Raw genomic sequence first — 19,248 nt, 5'->3', positions numbered from 1 at the left:
AGCAGAAACCGCTCTCGTTACCCGCTGTATATAGTACTCTTTCAAATAAAGAGTCAATATCATTTTTTACTTTTTTTAAAATAAAATAACATAAACAACTGGTTGTATTTCAATACATTACACTAAAATAAAAAGCGTATAAAAAGTTCCTTGCTAGATAAAAGCGGCTTTCAGATTATAATACCCCTCCCCTCACAACGATTGCAACTTTTCTTACATATCACAATGATGTCATGTAAAAGCCTAAAGATAGAGTACATATTCTATAATCACCATTGCATAAACCTCTTACACGCTTTATGCTTTGCCATAAGAGCAAAAGGAAGATGTCAATGTCATCTAAACTGACGCGTAACCAAACATTGGTTTTAAACACTTTAAAAAACGCAAAAGGGCCTTTAAGTGCTTATGCGATTCTCAATCACTTACGCGAAGAAGGTTTTCGTGCACCTCTCCAAGTTTATCGTGCGTTAGAAAAACTCGTACAGTTAAAGTGTATTCATCGTCTTGAAAGTGTAAATGCCTTTATGGTCTGTTTACACCCTGAAAACTGTCAACATGAACTTACAACGTTTATAATTTGCGAAAACTGTGGTAAAGTCAATGAAATACAAAATCAAACGATTGTATCGAGTTTAAAACAGATGGTTCAAGCTGTTGACTTCCAAGCCCACAAAAGCACCCTAGAAGTACGAGGACTTTGTAAAAAATGCGTAACAAAATAAGACCTTGAACTTGCAAGTTCATATTTTTAGCATTATGTTTCAAAAATCATCTTATTGCTTGAAAAGCTCTTATCGTCCTTGCATGTATATCACCCTAGTCTATAGTGATGGGTTTATTATACTCAGTGGAACATAAATATTGAAAGTATAAAATCATGTCCGTAACTGAGACAATTTTTTCAACCAAAAACTTCAATAAAACGCAACAAAAGAAAGTAATCAAAGCTCTTCTTATTGTCTTTGCACTTTCTCTGCTTTGGTTTAGCTATAAGTATATAACGCAATGGCGTTATATACTCTCCACTGACGATGCCTACGTGCAAGGAGATATAGCAGCTATTGCGACTAAATTAAATGGATATATTGAAAAAATTGCCATTAAAGCCAACCAAGTTGTAAAAAAGAACGATGTTTTATTTTACCTAGACAACGGTGATTATCAAATAGCCTTGGATCAAACAGACGCACATCTTAACACACAGAAAAAAACACTTCTACGCATTGATGCACAAATCACAGCCGCTCATAGTGCTTTAGATGATGCAAAAGCACAAAAAGCAGCCGCTTCAGCCATAGCAACCAATGCACAACTCACCTTAAAACGTGTAACAGAACTGAAAAAAAATCGTTATGCTCCTCAATCCGAGGTTGATGATGCCAAATCAGCTTATGAACAAGCCGTTGCGAATGTTAACAGAGCGGACGCACAAATGGCTGCAGCACGTGCGAATATCCGAGTGCTAGAAGCGCAACGAAGTGAAATAGAAAGCCAAACAAAGAGTTTAGAACTCACGCGTGAAAAAGCACAACGTGATCTTGATTCGACCGTTATACGAGCGCCATTTGATGGCGTTATAGGAAATTTAACAGCAAAAACGGGAGATTTTGTTGTAAATGGCCAACGTCTTGCGGCGTTAGTCCCCATACATGCACTTTATATTGAAGCCAACTATAAAGAAACACAGTTGCAAAATATTCACGCAGGACAAAAGGCTTATATTGCTATTGATGCATTCAAAAAGGAGTTTTTTACAGGAAACGTGCTTTCTATTTCGCCCGCAACAGGCGCTGTTTTTTCTCTTTTGCCTCCACAAAATGCTACTGGTAACTTTACAAAGATTGTCCAGCGCATTCCCGTACGTATTTCTATTCCAGAAGAAGTCTTAAAAACCGGACATATCCGAGCAGGAATGAGTGTTTCAGTGAAAGTTGATACACGTACAAGTCCACAAAATAAAAGTCTCTTATAACAAAAAAGTAGAAGATCTTACTATGACATCTTCCATACCAGAGCCCATACAATCTCAAGAACGCATAGGAATGCACAAAATTATAGTTTTTATTGCTATGTCTTTTGGCATGTTTATGGCAATCTTAGATATCCAAATCGTTTCCTCTTCTTTAGCTGAAATTCAAGCGGGGCTTGCAGCAAGCTCTGAAGAAATTTCATGGGTTCAAACTTCCTATCTCATTGCTGAAGTCATCATGTTGCCGCTTTCTGGATTTTTAGGACGATTGCTTTCAACACGTGTTTTCTTTACCTTATCAGCTATCGGTTTTACGATTACTTCTGTTCTTTGTGCAACGGCAACATCTATTGGAGAGATGATTTTGTATCGCGCACTACAAGGTTTTATTGGTGGTGGAATTATCCCTAGTGTTTTTGTTGCCTCCTATGTCCTTTTTCCTCCTTCCAAACGTCCCATTGTTACCCCTATCGTCGGACTGGTCGCAACATTAGCCCCCACCATTGGTCCAACCGTGGGAGGCTATATTTGTCATCTCTCATCATGGCATTGGCTCTTTCTCATCAATGTACCCTTTGGGATTATCATCTCAATTCTCGCTTGGAAATTAATTGATTTTGATAAAGCTGATCCCTCTTTAATGAAGAAATTTGATTGGTTAGGCCTCATTTCTATGGCTACTTTCTTGGGAACTTTAGAGTATGTTCTAGAAGAAGGAGCACGTCATGATTGGCTGAGTGATAGGCTGATTCGGGATTTGTTCATTATTATGATTCTTGCTGCAGCCTTATTCTTCTGGCGTACTTTTACAGCAAAAGAACCCATTGTAGATCTCTCTACTTTTTCTAATTTTAATTTTTCTGCTGCATCCATTTTTTCCTTTGCACTGGGAATAGGTCTTTATGGACTCACATATCTTTATCCTGTCTATTTAAGCCAAATCCGCCATTATGATGCCCTCATGATTGGAGAAACATTGTTTCTTTCAGGATTCGCCATGTTATTAACTGCTCCGCTTGCTGGATTTCTTTCAGCCCGAATGGATGCACGTTTAATGATGGCAATAGGACTTTTGGGTTTTGCAATAGGCACTTGGATGGCGAGCTCTATCACAGATAACTGGGATTTTTGGCAACTCTTTTGGCCGCAAGTTTTCCGTGGTGCTTCTGTGATGTTATGTATGGTTCCTGTTAATAACATTGCCTTGGGAACACTCCCGCCAGAACGAATGCAAAATGCTTCTGGACTCTTTAATCTCACACGGAATCTAGGTGGTGCTGTAGGGCTTGCGATTATCAGCACTCTCATGACAAAACGCACAGACTTCCATTATGAACGAATAGCCGAAACGCTTAATTACGCAAACAGACAAGCAACTGAAATGCTTTCAAAGCTTACTTTATTTTTCAAAACAGAAACCTTTGATTCGTATACTCTTGCTCTTTCTCAATTGTTTGGTATGGTACGCATACAAGCAACGATTATGGCTTTTAGTGATATTTTCTTTATTATGACCATTATCTTTATTATTTTGACATTTATGACCATTTTTCTTAAAAAAATACCACCTCTCATGGATGCACCACCAAGTCACTAAGCTTAATTAAAATTGAGAAATATTTTTTTTCTTTATCACCTTCCTCGCTTCCTATGCACTTTATCTCTTCTCAAGAGACAGTATAAATCAACATATGATTCTAAATGATTCTTCTGATAAAAATTCTTTTCAATGCGGGCTCTTTACGCACTTAAAAATAACTTCTCGCATACAAGAATTGTTTTAGATGATAATAAACAAAGAGCTTATCTAAAGTGCTCCACACCATAAAGATAAAGCAGCTATTTCTATAAGATTTTTGATTTACCACCGTAGGGCAAAAAACATTAAAACAATATTTGCGCCTGTCATTAAATCTCTCATCTATCTACCCCCCCTTTTACGCTACTATCCTCATAAAAACTATTCTGTAAGATTCTTTGCCCTTCACTCTTTTGATTCTCACAAGAATATTCATAAAAGATTGATGATTCTTGTGATTTTTATTCACTCACCTATTTCCCTTATAATATATAGGAGAACATTTTTTTGATTCTGGATACAAAATTTTACATGAGAAAATCATTTTGTATTTGATACTCTCATGCCAATTGCAAAACAATCTACCTTTATAGCAAAAAAAATAATGATATATTTTTTTCAAAAAAGTTGCTTTTGAACATATAATTTTATTTTTTATACTCTTTGAACAAGCACTAAAATTGTATAAAATTTCTCAAAATGTCTCTCTATTGAATCAATCAAAACTATTCCCTTGCACATAAAAAGCAAAGAGATAAAAACTGCTTACGAAAAAAGTAAAATATCCAACCGTTTCGATGCACGATCTACCAACGATATTGAAAATTGGAAAACTGCATGATGATACCGGCTTTAAAAGAATACAAGACCACTCAAAAATCCGGTTCCTTAATATTATAAAACAGGACGCTATTCCAAAAAAAATGAGCTTTAAATATATTCCTACTCACTTAACTGAAATTATCAAAAATAAGAAACCAGCCACATAAAGAAAAAGCCATATAATAAAATCGCAATACAACTCCCCAAAACTTTGTACCGCTAAATACTTTGGCACTAGTCAGAATAGTATGCTCTTCTCAACGCCAGCTGTTGAAAAACAAATTTAAACACTATCTTCAAGCCACTTTATGATGCTGAAAACGATTCGAAACTTCTCGTTCTCCACTAGGAACTAAAGTACCATAACACCCAGAAAGATAATGTGGTATCAGTTCCAACGCTTGAAAGCGATGCTTTTCATAAGGACCAGGCATTGCCAAATTTTCTGTTAAACTATTTGAAAAGCCAAAACGTTGATAAAATTCAAAATCCCCCACCAGCAAAATGGCGCCATATCCCAATTTTTTTGCTGTTTCAATTGCGTGTAACACCAAAACTGATCCTATTCCCAGACCAGCACATTCAGATGCAACAGCCAAGGGACCCAAAAGTAAAGCATGTTGTGTTTTATTTTTTCCTTTAGAAAAAGAAACATGCCAAAGACGGACACTTCCCACAAGCTCTCCAAGCGCATTTTTAACCACAAAAGAAAGTCCTTGAGCAGCTAACCGACCACGACGTAAAGCCTCTGATGATTTACGTTTACGTCCATACCCCATCGTTGAATCAAGCAAAATTTCTCGATAAGGCTTATCTGCTTCTTGCTCCAATAAAAGTGTAAAACATGCCCCATCTTTTGTTTGAAAATTCATCATGTTCATCTCAATGACCGCCCTCTTATAGCGCCATGACGAGCATAGCAAAAAATCTAAAAAACCTATAGTTAAAAGGAAACCTCAGATCACATATGATCGCAAAGGCTCAAAACCATTAAAAGCAACCGATGCGTAAGTTGTTGTGTAAGCACCCGTCCCATGAATCAATATTTCATCTCCTATCGTTAGGGATAGAGGAAGCGGATAAGGTGTTTTTTCATAGAGAACATCTGCCGAATCGCATGTTGGTCCAGCCAAAATACAAGGCTCCATAACCTTATCATCATGAGGTGTCTCAATAGGATAACGAATGGCTTCATCCATAGTCTCAGCAAGACCATTAAATTTTCCAATATCAAGATAAACCCATCGTACATTATCATTATCAGCTTTTTTAGATATCAGAACCACTTCTGTACGAATAACACCAGCATTGCCAACCATCGCACGCCCAGGCTCAATAATCGTCTCAGGAATACGATTACCAAAATGCTTTTTCAATGAATCAAAAACTGCTGTACCATAAGCTTGTTCTGTAGGGACATCTTTCAAATAACGCGTTGGAAAACCGCCCCCCATATTCACCAACCTCAGCGAAATGCCTTCTTGTTCCAAACGCTTAAAAACTGTAGCAGCATCCGATAAAGCACGATCCCACGCACTCAGATCAACCTGCTGAGACCCAACATGAAAAGAAACACCATAGGCTTGCAAACCCAATTGGTGTGCCCGTCTTAGAACATCAACCGCCATAGCAGGGACGCAACCGAATTTGCGTGACAATGGCCACTCTGCACCTTTTCCATCGGTAAGAACACGGCAAAAAACACGTGCTCCTGGAGCAACACGCGCAATTTTTTCCACTTCTTCAACACAATCAACTGCATAAAGTGAAACACCCAATGCATATGCTCGTGCAATATCACGTTCTTTTTTAATCGTATTCCCAAAAGAAATACGCTTTGACGTTGCTCCTGCTTTTAAAGCCATTTCAATTTCTGCAACAGAAGCCGCATCAAAAGAAGATCCTAAAGAAGCAAGCAAACGCAAGATTTCAGGTGCTGGATTTGCCTTTATTGCGTAAAAAATACGCGACTGCGGCAGAGCTTTTTCAAAATTTAAATAGTTGTCACGAACAACATCAAGGTCAACAATTAAGCATGGACCTTCAGAACGATGTGTTGCAAGAAAATCGCGAATACGTTGCGTTGCCATCTGCAATTCTCCTTGAGGGAAAGCTCCCCCACTCTATGCTTGGACAGCCAAAGCTGCCAAAAGCTAAAGGACAAAAAACACACAACAACTATCCCCATTCTGATTACAAAAAACCAGAAATTAGCATTGTATGCAGCGAAAGAACAGCGCGAAGCCGCGTTATTCTATTTTATCTGCCTTTTTGATTGGAGTTGAGAAAACCACTTCCGCACTGAAGGCAATGAGGTGTGCCTCTATAGTTATCCCAGTATTTAAAACTGGAAGACACCAGAAAGGCCCGCACCGTCGTTGCTTCAAGATGTCCTCATTCTTGCAATTGGCTGTAAGAATGACTGGAGCGGTTAGTTCCAGGTACCGTACCGGTTAATCTCACCATTTGAGAACCAGCGGACACCCACAGGCACGTGCGACTTTGGGCAATGCATCCTATAAAACGAATTCTTGCTCATTTCAATCATTTTTTTAATTTTAAACATTTTTTAATTCTTAAAGATAAAATGATGCGAAAAAACAACACTCTCTTCCACCAGACAAAGCTATCCATCCGCTTTCATGAGATCAGACCCTTTACATCATCCGTGCAACATAAATCACTGTCTTGCTTTTAAAGCCCCTCGTTTCTTTACCCTATTCTATCTCCTAATATCCGCAGCAGAAAATAACGCAAAATAAATTACTCAACACATTAATTTATAATGATAATTTATTATTTTGCCTTTAAACAAAAATCTCATCATAAAATTCTCTTATTTCACCCCTCTTACAATGAATTCGTTAAGATCATTCTTTTGCGCATCACAAATAAAAAACAACTGAAAACTGGGGATAGTAACGACTAACACACTATCATCTTTAAAGATAACGATGTCCTTCCTCCAACAAATACCATTATCTTTCTTATTGACATCCTAAAAAACATCCCTGTTTCCACATTCATTTCACAGCATCGCTTAAGCAAAATATCATGAAAATTCCTCGTATAATATAGCTTGTGTAGTATAAATTAACTACATCGCACCCTCTTTACACTTATGAAAGTACAAGCCAGTGCCCCCATTCTATCTGCCAACTCCCAATATTACAGAAACTCCTACATTGAAATGTTTCATAACACCTTATCTAAAATGATTTTTGTCCACACGTTTCTCCCATTTGTAACGTACAGGTGAATGAGTTTTACGTGATTTGTTCTCATCTAATTTGAAAGCAATAAAGTTCACAATATTTAACTCTTTTATTCAAATAAAAATAATTTATCATTATAAATTAATGTATTATATTAAATTTTGGAATCATAAACTCCTATTATCATTTTATTTTTCCCACCTAGCATCTGCTTTTTCATCTCCTCTTATTAATCACATCTTATTCATACGCTTTTCTCTTAAGCTATAAATCTCCCTCCCCTGCGCTGTTGGTGAAGAGAGTTTCTATTTTAAAATGAAAAGTATTTAAAAACTCAATCCTATGAAATGTAAGGAGAGCAAACGATCTATAATGATTATTTATAAATCAAATAATCTAACATAGACAAAAAGACCGAATAATATCCGGTCTTATAAAATATTTTTCTACCAATATCAAAAAACTCTTTTCTCTTAAATTTAAGAGAAAAACGCTAAAATTTACAGCCCTACACTGTGCTATCCTTATGTCCCTTGATGAGAATCAATTGCACGCAACTTCAACAATTGAAACTGCCTATGGCGCTCACGAAAGCGCTCTCTATCGGCTTCACTACGCGTGTTATAACAAGCATCACAGGAAACACCTTCCTCATAATGAGGCGATAATTTGCTTTCAGCATTAAGAGGGGAACGACACGCGCGACATAATTCGCGTCCACATTCTTCAAGACCATGTTGAACAGAAACACGCTCATCAAAAACAAAACACTCACCCCACCATAAACTTTCCTCTTTTGGAATTTTTTCTAAATATTTTAGAATACCTCCTTTTAAATGGTACACCTGCTCATAACCAAGTTCACGTACATAAGCTGTTGATTTTTCACACCGAATACCGCCTGTACAAAACATAGCAATTTTCTTTTTCTTCTTTAAATCAGCTTCATGTTGACGCACCCATTCAGGAAATTCGCGAAATGTTTTAATCTGCGGATCAATCGCTCCTTGAAAACTCCCAATCGCATATTCATAATCATTACGCGTATCGATCAAAATTGTCTCTTCATCTTGAATAAGAGCATTCCAATCTTCAGGATCCACATAAGTACCAACAACTTTTAGCGGATCAACACCTTCAACCCCCATTGTCACAATCTCTTTTTTCAACCGCACTTTCATGCGATGAAAAGGCATTTTTGATGCCCATGAATATTTAATCTCCGGCGTTTGAAACGCTGGCTCAGCGGTAATAAAATCCACCAATGCCTCAATCGCAGCACAAGAACCAGCAACCGTTCCATTAATTCCCTCTTGTGCTAAAAGCAAAGTGCCTTTGATATCCTTTGCTTGACATAAATCCTGCAAAGGTTTTTGCAATTGATGATAATGCTTCAAATCTGCAAAGCAATAAAGTGCAGCAACTTTAAAATTCTTTTCCATGTGTTTTGCCATAACGCGCGTTTCATTCAATTTCAAGATTTATTCATGTACTCTTTAACATATTGTGCTTAATCAAACGATACAAATAATATCATCTCCAAGAAGAAAAAATATCATGTGCCAAAAAAGAGAAAAGCTTTTACTATATCTCCAAGGACAAACTGTTATACCTGTTTTGCTCATTGACAATCTACAAAGTGCTGTACCCTTAACACGCGCTCTTGTCAAAGGCGGATTAAAAACAATTGAGATCACCTTGCGAACACCAAATGCCCTCAAAGCAATTCAGAAAATTACACAAGAAGTCCCTGAAGCAATTGTTGGAGCCGGAACAATTCTCAACACAACACATTACGAAAAAGCCGAACAAGCGGGAGCCAAGTTTATTGTAAGCCCCGGATTATCAAATGAATTAATCAATTGTGCAAAAAATAGTGAAATTCCCCTTCTTCCCGCTGCAATGACCCCAAGTGAACTCATGCAAGCATTAAACAAAGGCTATTCATATCTCAAATTTTTCCCAGCTGAAGCCGCTGGAGGTATTTCCTTCATCAAAGCTTTAGCATCTCCCTTCTCTGATGTCCGGTTTTGCCCAACAGGCGGTATTACACAAAAAAGTGCAACACAATGGCTCCAACTGCCTAACGTCTTCTGCGTTGGCGGTTCTTGGATAGCGCCTCAACAACTCATTGCAATAAGTGATTGGGATTCGATTACTGCATTAGCATATACTGCATCGCAACTTCCCTCTCCCTCGAAAAAAGCTCTTTCTACAATATAATGTAAAATGCAAGAACATCAGCCCCTTCAACAAGACCAAAGCTTTCACACATCCTTGCGCAATCTTTAACATTGTCATAAAACCACAAATCATCACCCGATCTTCATCAGGATGAATTTAGGAGAGTGCTATTGTTTCAAAGCAGCTTGTTTCAAAAAAGCATCCACTCTCCATAACAGTCGTAATACGCTCCATATACTCAGAAAGCTCGCGCGTGGTCATAAAATAAGATTTCAACTGTTGTGCATATGCTCCAATGAGTGGATCTTGTTGCAAAGAGGAAAAAAGATCTTTTGCATAACTTAACTCATTCTGCTCACGCGTTATTTAAATAAGGACAACTTCTGAAAATTTTTCATAAGTGCCAAGATCACGAATAAAGCTTGCAAAAGGAAAAAAAACCGTACCGGTTTGAAAGAAGATTAGGCCGGTTGTTTCAAAAAAGCCTCAACTTTTCCACTCATTACTCCACAAAAGCGCGCTCTACAACATAAGTAGCAGGAGCATTATTGGCCCCTTCAACAAGACCAAAACTTTCACACATCCTTGCGCAATCTTTTAACATTGCCATGGAACCACAAATCATCACCCGATCTTCATCAGGATGAATTTTAGGAAGGCCAGTTGTTTCAAAAAAGTCCCCACTTTCCATAACAGTCGTAATACGGCCCATATGCTCAGAAGGTTCACGAGTAGTCATAGGATAGAATCTCAACTGTTGTGCATACTCTCCAATGAGTGGATCTTGTTGCAAAGAGGAAACAAGATCTTTTGCATAAACTAACTCACTCTGCTCACGCGTTGTTTGAATAAGGACAACTTCTGAAAATTTTTCATAAGTTTCAGGATCACGAATAAGGCTTGCAAAAGGAGCAACCCCCGTCCCAGTTGAAAGAAGATAAAGACGTTTTCCAGGAATAAGAGCATCAAGGACCAGTGTTCCTGTAGATTTTTTACGCATGAGAACTGTATCACCAATTTTAATTTTTTGGAGATGCTCGGTTAAAGGTCCCCCTGGAACTTTTATCGAAAAAAACTCAAGCTGTTCATCCCAAAAGGGACTTGCAATCGAATAAGCGCGATAAATCGGCTTTTCTGCATTTGGCAAACCGATCATAACAAACTCACCCGAACGAAAACGAAAACTATCCGGACGATTCAAACGGAATTTAAATAACCGATCTGTATAGTGGCAAACCTCTTGGACAGTAAGGGCGAACACATTCTCAGGAATCGGAAAATTTGCAACGCTGCTGATGTTTGACGGAACATTAGTAGCAGACGTATTCATACTCTTCCCCATATCTTTATTGAACGTTAAATTTCGAATCCTTGACGTGATATAGTACTTGCATAACCATCTGCCAACAATTTTCTTAAAACAAAAATCTCAAGATTAACACTTTATTAAACGAATGAGGAAAATACGAATACAAATCCCATTCAAAGAAAAACAAAAACATTGAGTATTAAACAATCACGGTACTCTTTTCCCCTTTAACACATAATGCATATTTCCATTGTAACGCTATAACACTCTCTCGCTTAACAAAACTTATGACCTAAAACCTTCAAATAAGAGAGATAAAATTTTTGTTGATTGAACGATAACCGCACGAATCTTCAACAAGATTTCCGGCATTACATCTATTGTTTTCGTTACTGACCTTTTTACACTGCGCTTTCCATAAATATCCATAAATAAAAGAATCTAACGCGCTCTATAAGCGACAATATTCAAATCAACGGGTTTTCTAAATCAACAGTTTTTAATATATCAGAAAGTGTTTACCACACTGTTTTCCATTTAACAAAAATAACTTTAAGTGCATGAGACGACATCCAAAATTGCACAGATAAATGATCTTCCCCCCATGATAGAAAACTTATAATGCATTGATTTAGAGTGGTTAATTTAATATTTTACCTTCTCTGAATAAACAGCCAATGCAATGTTTAATCAAAACAATCGCACCAGCAACAACAGCCTAATCTTGCACTCTTCAAAATGATACAATACAATAAACTATGTTTTATTTTTTTATATGCCTCAACTAAGGAAAATAAGTAAAAAACAAAAGTCTATGTTTTACAAATTATTAGAAGATACCGTGTTGCTAACAACACAAATAAAACTAAAATATCTCTTATATCCAGAGTACCATTTTACATAAAAAAACGACTTTAATGGTGCATAATTCAGTATAAGCTCCTTATGATTTTAACCATAGAAAATAGTGTCTTTCCCTATATCGTAAAGAACCTCAATGAAATAACCAAAAAACTCCGTATTTTACGAACACAGATAAGCTCTTAAAATGAAAAAATCCGTTAATGATGAAATCAATACATCACTCTATGTAGCTGTAGCAACCATCAATGTCAGTGCCATTGTTTCCAATTATATCACTTTAGCCAAACGTGTAGCTCCAACACAATGTTCAGCAGTTGTAAAGGCAAATGCCTATGGATTAGGAGCTCACAAAATTGCTCCTGCCCTTTATCAAGCTGGTTGTCGCACTTTTTTTGTTGCCCAAATCATAGAAGCCCTCCAATTAAAAAGCATCTTACCATCACATGTCACGATTGTCCTTCTAAATGGACTTCCACACTTAGCAGAAGAGTTTGTCGCACAATCTGGTATTGTTCCTGTTCTAAACTCTTGGAATGCCATTGAAAATTGGCAAAAAATTTGTCAAAAAAAAGATAAAAAATTTCCAGCAATTGTTCAAATCGATACCCATATGAACCGATTAGGACTGGATCAAAAAGAATTACAAAAACTCATCAAACACCCTACAATTTTCGAAAAAGCAGAAATAAAATATATTCTCAGTCATCTTTCTAACGGAGAAGATGATACCCACCCATCCAATTATGCCCAATTGGCTACTTTAAAAAACATCCTTGCGCAATTGCCTGCTTGCAAAGTTTCCTTTGCCAATTCTGGAGGTATCTTTCTAGGATCAGATTTTTATTTTGATCTTGTTCGCCCCGGCATTGCACTTTACGGAGTTGATCCGCGGGGGAAACACCCATCACCTCTGAAACCTGTTTTAAAACTTGAAGCCCAAGTCATTCAAAACCGCGTTGTTGATATAGGTACACCTATTGGTTATGGAGAAAGCTTTATAACCAACAGACCAAGCACTCTTGCAACCATTTCTATAGGCTACGCAGACGGCTGGCTCCGTACTCTTTCGAATAAAGGAACTGTTTATTTCAACGGGCACAAACTTCCCATGGTTGGGCGGGTTTCTATGGATTCCATTATTGTAGATACGACCGATCTTGAACAAAAACCTCAAACTGGTGACTGGGTAGAACTCATTGGTCCCCATCAAACAGTTGAAAAAGTATCTATAGATGCCGATACCCTTCCCAATGAAATTCTAACATCTCTTGGCTCCCGCTATAAATACATTTACACATAAAAACTCTTTAAAGAAATAAATTGATAAAAATCATCATTTTAGAAAATTGAGGTTTTTTTATGAAAGATTTTACAACAATCAATCACATAGAATGATCATAGACACCGCACATTCACAGAAATCTCAAAACAGACAAGTTGATGAACTGTTTTATGGAAGTAGCTTTCACCAAAAATACAAAAGCTTAGCCTTTCCCCCATAAATTGACAAAAAAGAATCTACTGCAAAGTTTTTAAAATGAAATGCCCAATTAAACCAAAATATTAATTCTCTAGATATCAAACAAAACATCCAATCTTGTAAGTTTCTCTTATTTTCAGCTTTGTTCATATTGAAGCAATCAAAATCATTCGCTTGCATACCACAAACTGGACTATGTGTAGATAAAAATGATTTAAGAAAAGAATACCTCTTATGAACCATCTCAAGTGCCAAGGGCTATAACATTAAGCGGCTGAAAAAGTGTATGATAGTGCCAACTTCCTCCTTCATAGAGCGTAAAGATTGGGGGGCTCTCAATAGATTTATCGTTGTACCATTCACGAGCGCCGTCGCGAAATGGAATTGGGAGCGAAATGTCTCTTTAAAACAAACACGTGAATTAACAACCAAAGTATATTCTTTTTGGAGTGTTCTGTTTTACATGAGGGGGTCCCCATTAAAGAACAAATAAATAAAAGCATGGGACAATGTGTAATCCCCATTATAAAAAAACATTGCTTTAGATGCTTCTGAAAGCCGTAAAGCTGAATTAAAAGGAGATGACAAACTGAGGATTGAGTTTCACCTTTACGGCTTTATATTTCTATGAAATTAGATTGTCTTCCAGTTTCAAAGATTACGTCAACAGAAATACGCAATCCCCTCGCCATCATCTGGCATACAAAAGCTTGAACTACTCATAAAGCTCTTTTTTGTCTCAATCTCTGACTTAAAACATGTCGCTGCATTAAGTTTGGATGTTGATTTACAGGCAACAGCTAAAGCACACGAGCTCTTAGGAAAACAACGCCGTAAAGTCACAAACTGACTTGCAATGAAGTGGAAAGATGTGCCGGCTTTTATAAGACCCCTTGTAAAAAAAACATAATACATTTGGCTTTGCGTTTGCTCATTCTGACAGGTGTTCTTACATATTTTTTCGTCATATTTACAAAAAGCAGATTAAAGAGAAATATTTAGACAATTCTTGACTCGAAAAGATGCAACAACAGAGTTTCGCGTGTCTTTATCATCAAAAACATTAAATTTGATTTTATTCTTTCTACAACCCGTCGTCGTCACCTTAGTGAGAAGTAGTATGTCACAACACATGCAACAGACGTGCCCCTATCCTCATAGGTTTTCACTCTCGTTTACATGAATTAGCTGGCTAAACCGATGCCGACTAGTCAAAAACCATGTCATACGGTAGAATGTAAAGGAGAGCATGCCTATTGCCGACAAAACACAGCTTTTTGTCGACTTTTTCGATTTTGCTCATGTTATAAAAAACAATGCAAAATTCTAGAAAATAGACAAATAATTCCATAGTAACATGATCAACAAGTACAAAACCCACACAAAATGTGTGGGCTTTTTTCGTTCATGCAAATAAACAAATTAAATATATATTTGTTATTTAATAGGTATTTCCCAATGGTGGACACGAACAAATGAGCATTCTGTCTCCCGCAACATTATCAATACGCGATACAGGAGGCCAATATTTACTGGCTGGATCAAGAGAACTGTTGGGAAAAGCAGCTTCTTGTCGCGAATAGGGTCGTTCCCAAGCATCATCTAAAGCATCTGCCACTGTATGAGGGGCATTAACCAACGGATTATTGTCTTTTGGCCAAACCCCACGACCAACTTTCTTCGCTTCTTCAGCAATAGAGAGTAAAGCATCACAGAAACGATCAATTTCTGCTTTTGGTTCTGATTCCGTTGGCTCAATCATCAAAGTTCCCGGAACAGGGAACGACATCGTGGGCGCATGGAATCCATAATCAATGAGACGTTTTGCAATATCATCAACACTCACCCCATACTGCTCTTTCAACACACGTGTATCCACAATACATTCATGAGCAACACGTCCATGCTTGCCCCGATAAAGAATGGAATAAGCGGGTGAAAGACGTGCAGCAATATAATTGGCATTTAAAATGGCTATTTGTGTTGCATATTTTAAGCCATCAGCCCCCATCATTCGAATATACATCCATGTAATCGCAAGAATAGACGCACTTCCATAAGGAGCTGCCGAAACCGCATGTGTTGTCCCATCCTGTTCATGCCCTGGTAAGAATGGTTTGAGATGCGCTGCAACTCCAATTGGTCCCATACCAGGACCACCACCTCCGTGGGGAATGGCAAATGTTTTATGAAGATTCATATGACAAACATCAGCGCCAATATCTGCAGGACGAGCAAGCCCCACAAGCGCATTGAGATTAGCACCATCGAAATAAACTTGTCCGCCATTTTCATGAATAATAGAACAAATTTCCTTAATGCTTTCCTCATAAACACCATGTGTTGAAGGATAAGTAATCATGAGAGCAGCCAATTTATCCTTATGCAATTGCGCTTTCATTTTGAGATCGTCTACATCAACATCACCATCGCTTAAACATTTTACCACAACGACTTCCATACCTGCCATATGTGCCGAAGCTGGATTGGTACCATGCGCAGATGCAGGAATAAGACAAACTGTACGTTGATGTTCTCCCCGTGATTGGTAATATCGTCGGATAGCCAAAAGCCCCGCATATTCACCTTGAGCACCAGAATTTGGCTGAAAAGAAACTTGCGCAAATCCTGTAATTTCACACAACCATGCATTTAACTGATTAATCATCTCTAAATAACCCGCTGCATCCTCTTGTGAAACAAAGGGGTGTATATTGGCCATACTAGCCCAACTTACAGGCATCAATTCAGCCGCCGCATTAAGCTTCATTGTACAAGAGCCAAGAGGAATCATAGCGCGATCCAGCGCCAAATCCTTATCCGCTAAACGACGCAAAAAGCGCATCATATCTGTCTCTGAATGAACAGCATGAAAAAAAGGCTGAGAAAGAAAAGCAGCATCCCGTTTTTTTCCAAAGAGTCGTGGAGAAACCTTATCAACGAGTTGTGCCCCCAAAAGCTGCGCTAAAGCACCAGCATCTTCTTCTGTTGATAATTCATCAAAATTGATTGCAATGGTGTCATCATCGAGAACACGAATAAGGCGTCCATTCATTTTGGCTTGATGTGCGATCTCTTTCGCTTTTCCCTTAACAGAAATACTCACACAATCAAAAAAGCTTTTCCCTTCAACATGAATCCCTGCTGCTTCTAAACCAGCAACAAAACGACATGTTAAATGATGAATTCGCTGCGCAATTTCTTGTAAACCTTTCGGCCCATGCCAAACAGCATAAGCGGTTGCCATATTAGCCAACAAAGCCTGCGCTGTACAAATATTTGACGTCGCTTTATCGCGCCGAATATGTTGTTCACGTGTTTGCAAAGCTAAACGAAAACCAACGCGTCCTTTGGTATCCACGGATTGACCAACAATACGCCCTGGAATAAGACGCGTTAACGCATCACTCACAGCAAGGTAACCAGCATGTGGACCACCAAATCCCATCGGAACGCCATAACGCTGCATAGTGCCAACAACGATATCTGCCCCCCATTGAGCAGGTGGCTCCTGAAGAGTAAGCGCTAAAGGATCAGCTACAACGATAACTAAAGCTCCCTTTTCCTTTGCCTCTTTTATGATCTCACTGTAATCATGAAAAGAGCCTTTTGTATCTGGCCAAGACAAAACAATTGCCGCTGTATCAGGATCAATTTCGCCATTTTGGCTAATCTGAATCCCTTGTGTTTCAGCACGCGTTTGCGCAACACTCAAAGTCTGAGGATGTAAAAGACTCTGAAGAGAAATCTTCGTCTTTTTCTCACGGAAAAAGCGAACAGCAAGGGCATTGGCTTCAGCTAAAGCAGTTGCTTCATCAAGAAGGGAAGCAGCAGAAACAGGCAAACCTGTTAGTTCACTAACCAATGTCTGAAAATAAAACAAAAGCTCTAAACGACCTTGGCTAATTTCTGCTTGATAAGGCGTATAAGCAGTATACCAAGCAGGATTTTCAAACAGATTTCGTAAAATAACCGGAGGCACATAAGTTCCATGATATCCTTGCCCAATAAAATTTTTGTGCACATGGTTACGCTCCATCATCTTGGAGAGTTCTTCCAAGGCTTGTCCTTCACTAGCAGCCTTTGGTAAATTAAGTGAACGTCCCAAATGGATAGAATGTGGAACAGCTTGAGAAATGAGTGTATCAACACAATCAAGCTCTAAAACATCAAGCATTTTTTGTGTTTCATCAGGACGCAGCCCAATATGTCGAGAAGAAAAAGAACGCTCGATCATGATACTCATCCAATCAAAGCCTTATAAGCATCTTTATCCAACAGCCCTTCCAGTTGTGTCTCATCCTGCAATGTCATTTTCCATAACCAGCCTTCTGTTTCGGCTTTCTGATTTACCAATTCAGGATGATCAGCCAATGCTTCATTTATTTCGACCACTTCACCATCAAGAGGAGCATAAACATCTGAAGCGGCTTTCACCGATTCCACAACAGCAGCTGCCTCTCCTTTGGAAAGTTTTGTCCCACTTTGTGGTAAATCAACAAAAACCAAATCTCCTAATTGCTCTTGCGCATAATGCGTAACCCCAACAGTCACCACTTTTCCTTCAACGCTAAGCCATTCATGGTCTTGTGTAAAATAAGTTTTAGACATAAAAAATCATCCTTTAAAATAACGTTGTTCAACAAAGGGAAGTGAATGAACTGATAATACAATCTTTTTGCCTCGCAGTTCTGTAAAGACTTGTGTCCCTTCAACTTTACAATCAACAGAAACATAACCCATCGCGACAGGACCATCAAAAGAAGGACCAAAACCACCTGATGTTACAACTCCAATCTCATTACCTTGATCATCAAGAAGCACCGCACCAGCACGAATAGGTTGGCGCGTTTGGGGTTTTAATCCAACACGACAACGAGCAGGTCCTTTTTGCAGCGCTTCAAGAAAAGCCTTCGCACCATAAAATTGTGCTTTTTCTCGAACACTTTTAGGAACAGCCCATGTTAGAGCCGCATCAATAGGTGTCGTATCAGGGGTAATGTCATTTCCATGCAAACACAACCCTGCTTCTAACCGCAAGCTATCGCGTGCTGCAAGTCCAATCCACTCAACACGAGAATCACTCAGCAATTTTTCAGCCAACATATGCGCATGCCCTATAGGCAAAGCAATTTCAAAACCATCCTCTCCCGTATATCCAGAACGCGTTATAAACCAATCCTGTTGTGGTTCGAATCCTTGCATAAAGAGCAATTCATTCCCTGGCAAATCGGCATCAGCAAGAACAGCAGCCGCTTCAGGACCTTGAAGAGCAAGCAATACCCTTTCAAGAGCAATCAGTTGACATTCAAAATCAACCGCACGCTTTTCCAATTCTACAAAATCAGCCTGTGCATTCCCAGCATTGGCGACCAACATAAAACGGCTCTCTTCCAAACGGGTAATGATAAGATCATCAAGAATACCAGCCTGCTCATTAAGCAAGTAATTATACCGTGAGTGCCCAATCTTTAAAGCTGCTGCATCAATGGGAAAAGCATAGGACAAAAACTCCACGGCTTGTGCCCCTTCAACAGCAATCAATTTCATATGAGAAATATCAAACAATCCCGCATGTGCACGCGTATGAAGATGCTCTTTCAAAACGCCAAGAGGATACGTTAAAGGCATGTTCCACCCCGCAAAAGCACCAAATTTTGCTCCTGCTTTTTCATGCATATCATATAAAGGAAGTGTTTTTAAAAAAGATGTTTCTTGTGCTGTGCCCATAATAACTCCAAAGCTGCGCTAACGCCCACAGAATATGGACGTCTCTGCACCCCTCTGTCATCAACCTGAGAGACTCGCGAAAAAATTTTTCGC

12 protein-coding genes and 1 pseudogene are annotated in these 19,248 nt (G+C 38.5%); 5 read left to right on the top strand and 8 right to left on the bottom strand.

Annotated elements, in window-relative coordinates:
- The first annotated feature begins 332 nt into the window (after window positions 1–332).
- From ACFIKR_RS06715 to ACFIKR_RS06705, 3 genes are all read left to right on the top strand, one after another.
- A complete protein-coding gene (locus ACFIKR_RS06715) occupies window positions 333–725 on the top strand; it encodes a Fur family transcriptional regulator (protein ID WP_375659317.1) in 393 nt (130 codons plus the stop codon).
- A gap of 155 nt (window positions 726–880) precedes the next feature.
- On the top strand, window positions 881–1,975 hold the full coding sequence (locus tag ACFIKR_RS06710) for an HlyD family secretion protein (protein ID WP_375659316.1): 1,095 nt from the start codon (window positions 881–883) through the stop codon (window positions 1,973–1,975).
- A gap of 22 nt (window positions 1,976–1,997) precedes the next feature.
- Entirely contained in the window at window positions 1,998–3,569 is a 1,572-nt protein-coding gene (locus tag ACFIKR_RS06705; protein ID WP_375659315.1) for a DHA2 family efflux MFS transporter permease subunit, read from the top strand.
- 1,100 nt (window positions 3,570–4,669) lie between these two features.
- Here the strand turns inward: ACFIKR_RS06705 and ACFIKR_RS06700 are convergent.
- The 3 genes from ACFIKR_RS06700 to ACFIKR_RS06690 form a co-directional block, all read right to left on the bottom strand.
- On the bottom strand, window positions 4,670–5,254 hold the full coding sequence (locus ACFIKR_RS06700; RefSeq protein ID WP_375659314.1) for a GNAT family N-acetyltransferase: 585 nt from the start codon (window positions 5,252–5,254) through the stop codon (window positions 4,670–4,672).
- A 75-nt stretch (window positions 5,255–5,329) separates the two neighbouring features.
- Window positions 5,330–6,463, bottom strand: coding sequence for a type III PLP-dependent enzyme (locus ACFIKR_RS06695; RefSeq protein WP_375659313.1), 1,134 nt, complete (start codon window positions 6,461–6,463; stop codon window positions 5,330–5,332).
- Between the two features lie 1,649 nt (window positions 6,464–8,112).
- Window positions 8,113–9,030, bottom strand: a complete 918-nt coding sequence (locus tag ACFIKR_RS06690; protein ID WP_015856755.1) for a rhodanese-related sulfurtransferase — start codon at window positions 9,028–9,030, stop codon at window positions 8,113–8,115.
- Between the two features lie 115 nt (window positions 9,031–9,145).
- Here ACFIKR_RS06690 and eda point away from each other — a divergent pair, with 115 nt between their 5' ends.
- Window positions 9,146–9,811 (top strand): bifunctional 4-hydroxy-2-oxoglutarate aldolase/2-dehydro-3-deoxy-phosphogluconate aldolase, encoded by a 666-nt coding sequence (eda, locus tag ACFIKR_RS06685; protein WP_375659312.1) that lies wholly within the window; start codon window positions 9,146–9,148, stop codon window positions 9,809–9,811.
- Here the strand turns inward: eda and ACFIKR_RS06680 are convergent.
- Together ACFIKR_RS06680 and ACFIKR_RS06675 are read right to left on the bottom strand one after the other, a co-directional pair.
- A pseudogene (locus ACFIKR_RS06680) lies at window positions 9,709–10,237 on the bottom strand (hypothetical protein); the annotation flags it as partial. The gene eda and the pseudogene ACFIKR_RS06680 overlap by 103 nt on opposite strands.
- Window positions 10,238–10,274: 37 nt before the next feature.
- Window positions 10,275–11,102, bottom strand: a complete 828-nt coding sequence (locus ACFIKR_RS06675; RefSeq protein ID WP_375659311.1) for a ferredoxin--NADP reductase — start codon at window positions 11,100–11,102, stop codon at window positions 10,275–10,277.
- Between the two features lie 1,027 nt (window positions 11,103–12,129).
- Between ACFIKR_RS06675 and alr the strand changes: the two genes are divergently transcribed.
- A complete protein-coding gene (gene alr, locus ACFIKR_RS06670) occupies window positions 12,130–13,245 on the top strand; it encodes an alanine racemase (RefSeq protein WP_375659310.1) in 1,116 nt (371 codons plus the stop codon).
- 1,621 nt (window positions 13,246–14,866) lie between these two features.
- On the opposite strand, the gene gcvP is transcribed toward alr, so the two are convergent.
- Genes gcvP through gcvT form a run of 3 tightly spaced genes read right to left on the bottom strand, consistent with a single transcriptional unit; the run spans window position 14,867 to window position 19,155 of the window.
- Window positions 14,867–17,662 (bottom strand): aminomethyl-transferring glycine dehydrogenase, encoded by a 2,796-nt coding sequence (gene gcvP, locus ACFIKR_RS06665; protein ID WP_375659318.1) that lies wholly within the window; start codon window positions 17,660–17,662, stop codon window positions 14,867–14,869.
- 5 nt (window positions 17,663–17,667) lie between these two features.
- Window positions 17,668–18,036, bottom strand: a complete 369-nt coding sequence (gene gcvH, locus ACFIKR_RS06660) for a glycine cleavage system protein GcvH (RefSeq protein ID WP_015856760.1) — start codon at window positions 18,034–18,036, stop codon at window positions 17,668–17,670.
- A gap of 6 nt (window positions 18,037–18,042) precedes the next feature.
- Window positions 18,043–19,155, bottom strand: coding sequence for a glycine cleavage system aminomethyltransferase GcvT (gene gcvT, locus ACFIKR_RS06655; protein ID WP_375659309.1), 1,113 nt, complete (start codon window positions 19,153–19,155; stop codon window positions 18,043–18,045).
- Window positions 19,156–19,248 lie beyond the last annotated feature (93 nt).

The sequence above is a fragment of the Bartonella sp. MR30HLJHH genome (assembly GCF_042194195.1).
GTDB classification, from domain to species: Bacteria; Pseudomonadota; Alphaproteobacteria; order Rhizobiales; family Rhizobiaceae; genus Bartonella; species Bartonella grahamii.
The sequence above is the reverse complement of the archived record's forward strand: the minus strand, read 5'-3'. Positions and strand labels throughout refer to the sequence as shown.

Coding starts and splice junctions, on each gene's coding strand:
- ACFIKR_RS06715 (WP_375659317.1), top strand. CDS start 333: ATGTCATCTAAACTGACGCGTAACCAAACATTGGTTTTAAACACTTTA.
- ACFIKR_RS06710 (WP_375659316.1), top strand. CDS start 881: ATGTCCGTAACTGAGACAATTTTTTCAACCAAAAACTTCAATAAAACG.
- ACFIKR_RS06705 (WP_375659315.1), top strand. CDS start 1,998: ATGACATCTTCCATACCAGAGCCCATACAATCTCAAGAACGCATAGGA.
- ACFIKR_RS06700 (WP_375659314.1), bottom strand. CDS start 5,254: ATGAACATGATGAATTTTCAAACAAAAGATGGGGCATGTTTTACACTT.
- ACFIKR_RS06695 (WP_375659313.1), bottom strand. CDS start 6,463: ATGGCAACGCAACGTATTCGCGATTTTCTTGCAACACATCGTTCTGAA.
- ACFIKR_RS06690 (WP_015856755.1), bottom strand. CDS start 9,030: ATGGAAAAGAATTTTAAAGTTGCTGCACTTTATTGCTTTGCAGATTTG.
- eda (WP_375659312.1), top strand. CDS start 9,146: ATGTGCCAAAAAAGAGAAAAGCTTTTACTATATCTCCAAGGACAAACT.
- ACFIKR_RS06675 (WP_375659311.1), bottom strand. CDS start 11,102: ATGAATACGTCTGCTACTAATGTTCCGTCAAACATCAGCAGCGTTGCA.
- alr (WP_375659310.1), top strand. CDS start 12,130: ATGAAAAAATCCGTTAATGATGAAATCAATACATCACTCTATGTAGCT.
- gcvP (WP_375659318.1), bottom strand. CDS start 17,662: ATGATCGAGCGTTCTTTTTCTTCTCGACATATTGGGCTGCGTCCTGAT.
- gcvH (WP_015856760.1), bottom strand. CDS start 18,036: ATGTCTAAAACTTATTTTACACAAGACCATGAATGGCTTAGCGTTGAA.
- gcvT (WP_375659309.1), bottom strand. CDS start 19,155: ATGGGCACAGCACAAGAAACATCTTTTTTAAAAACACTTCCTTTATAT.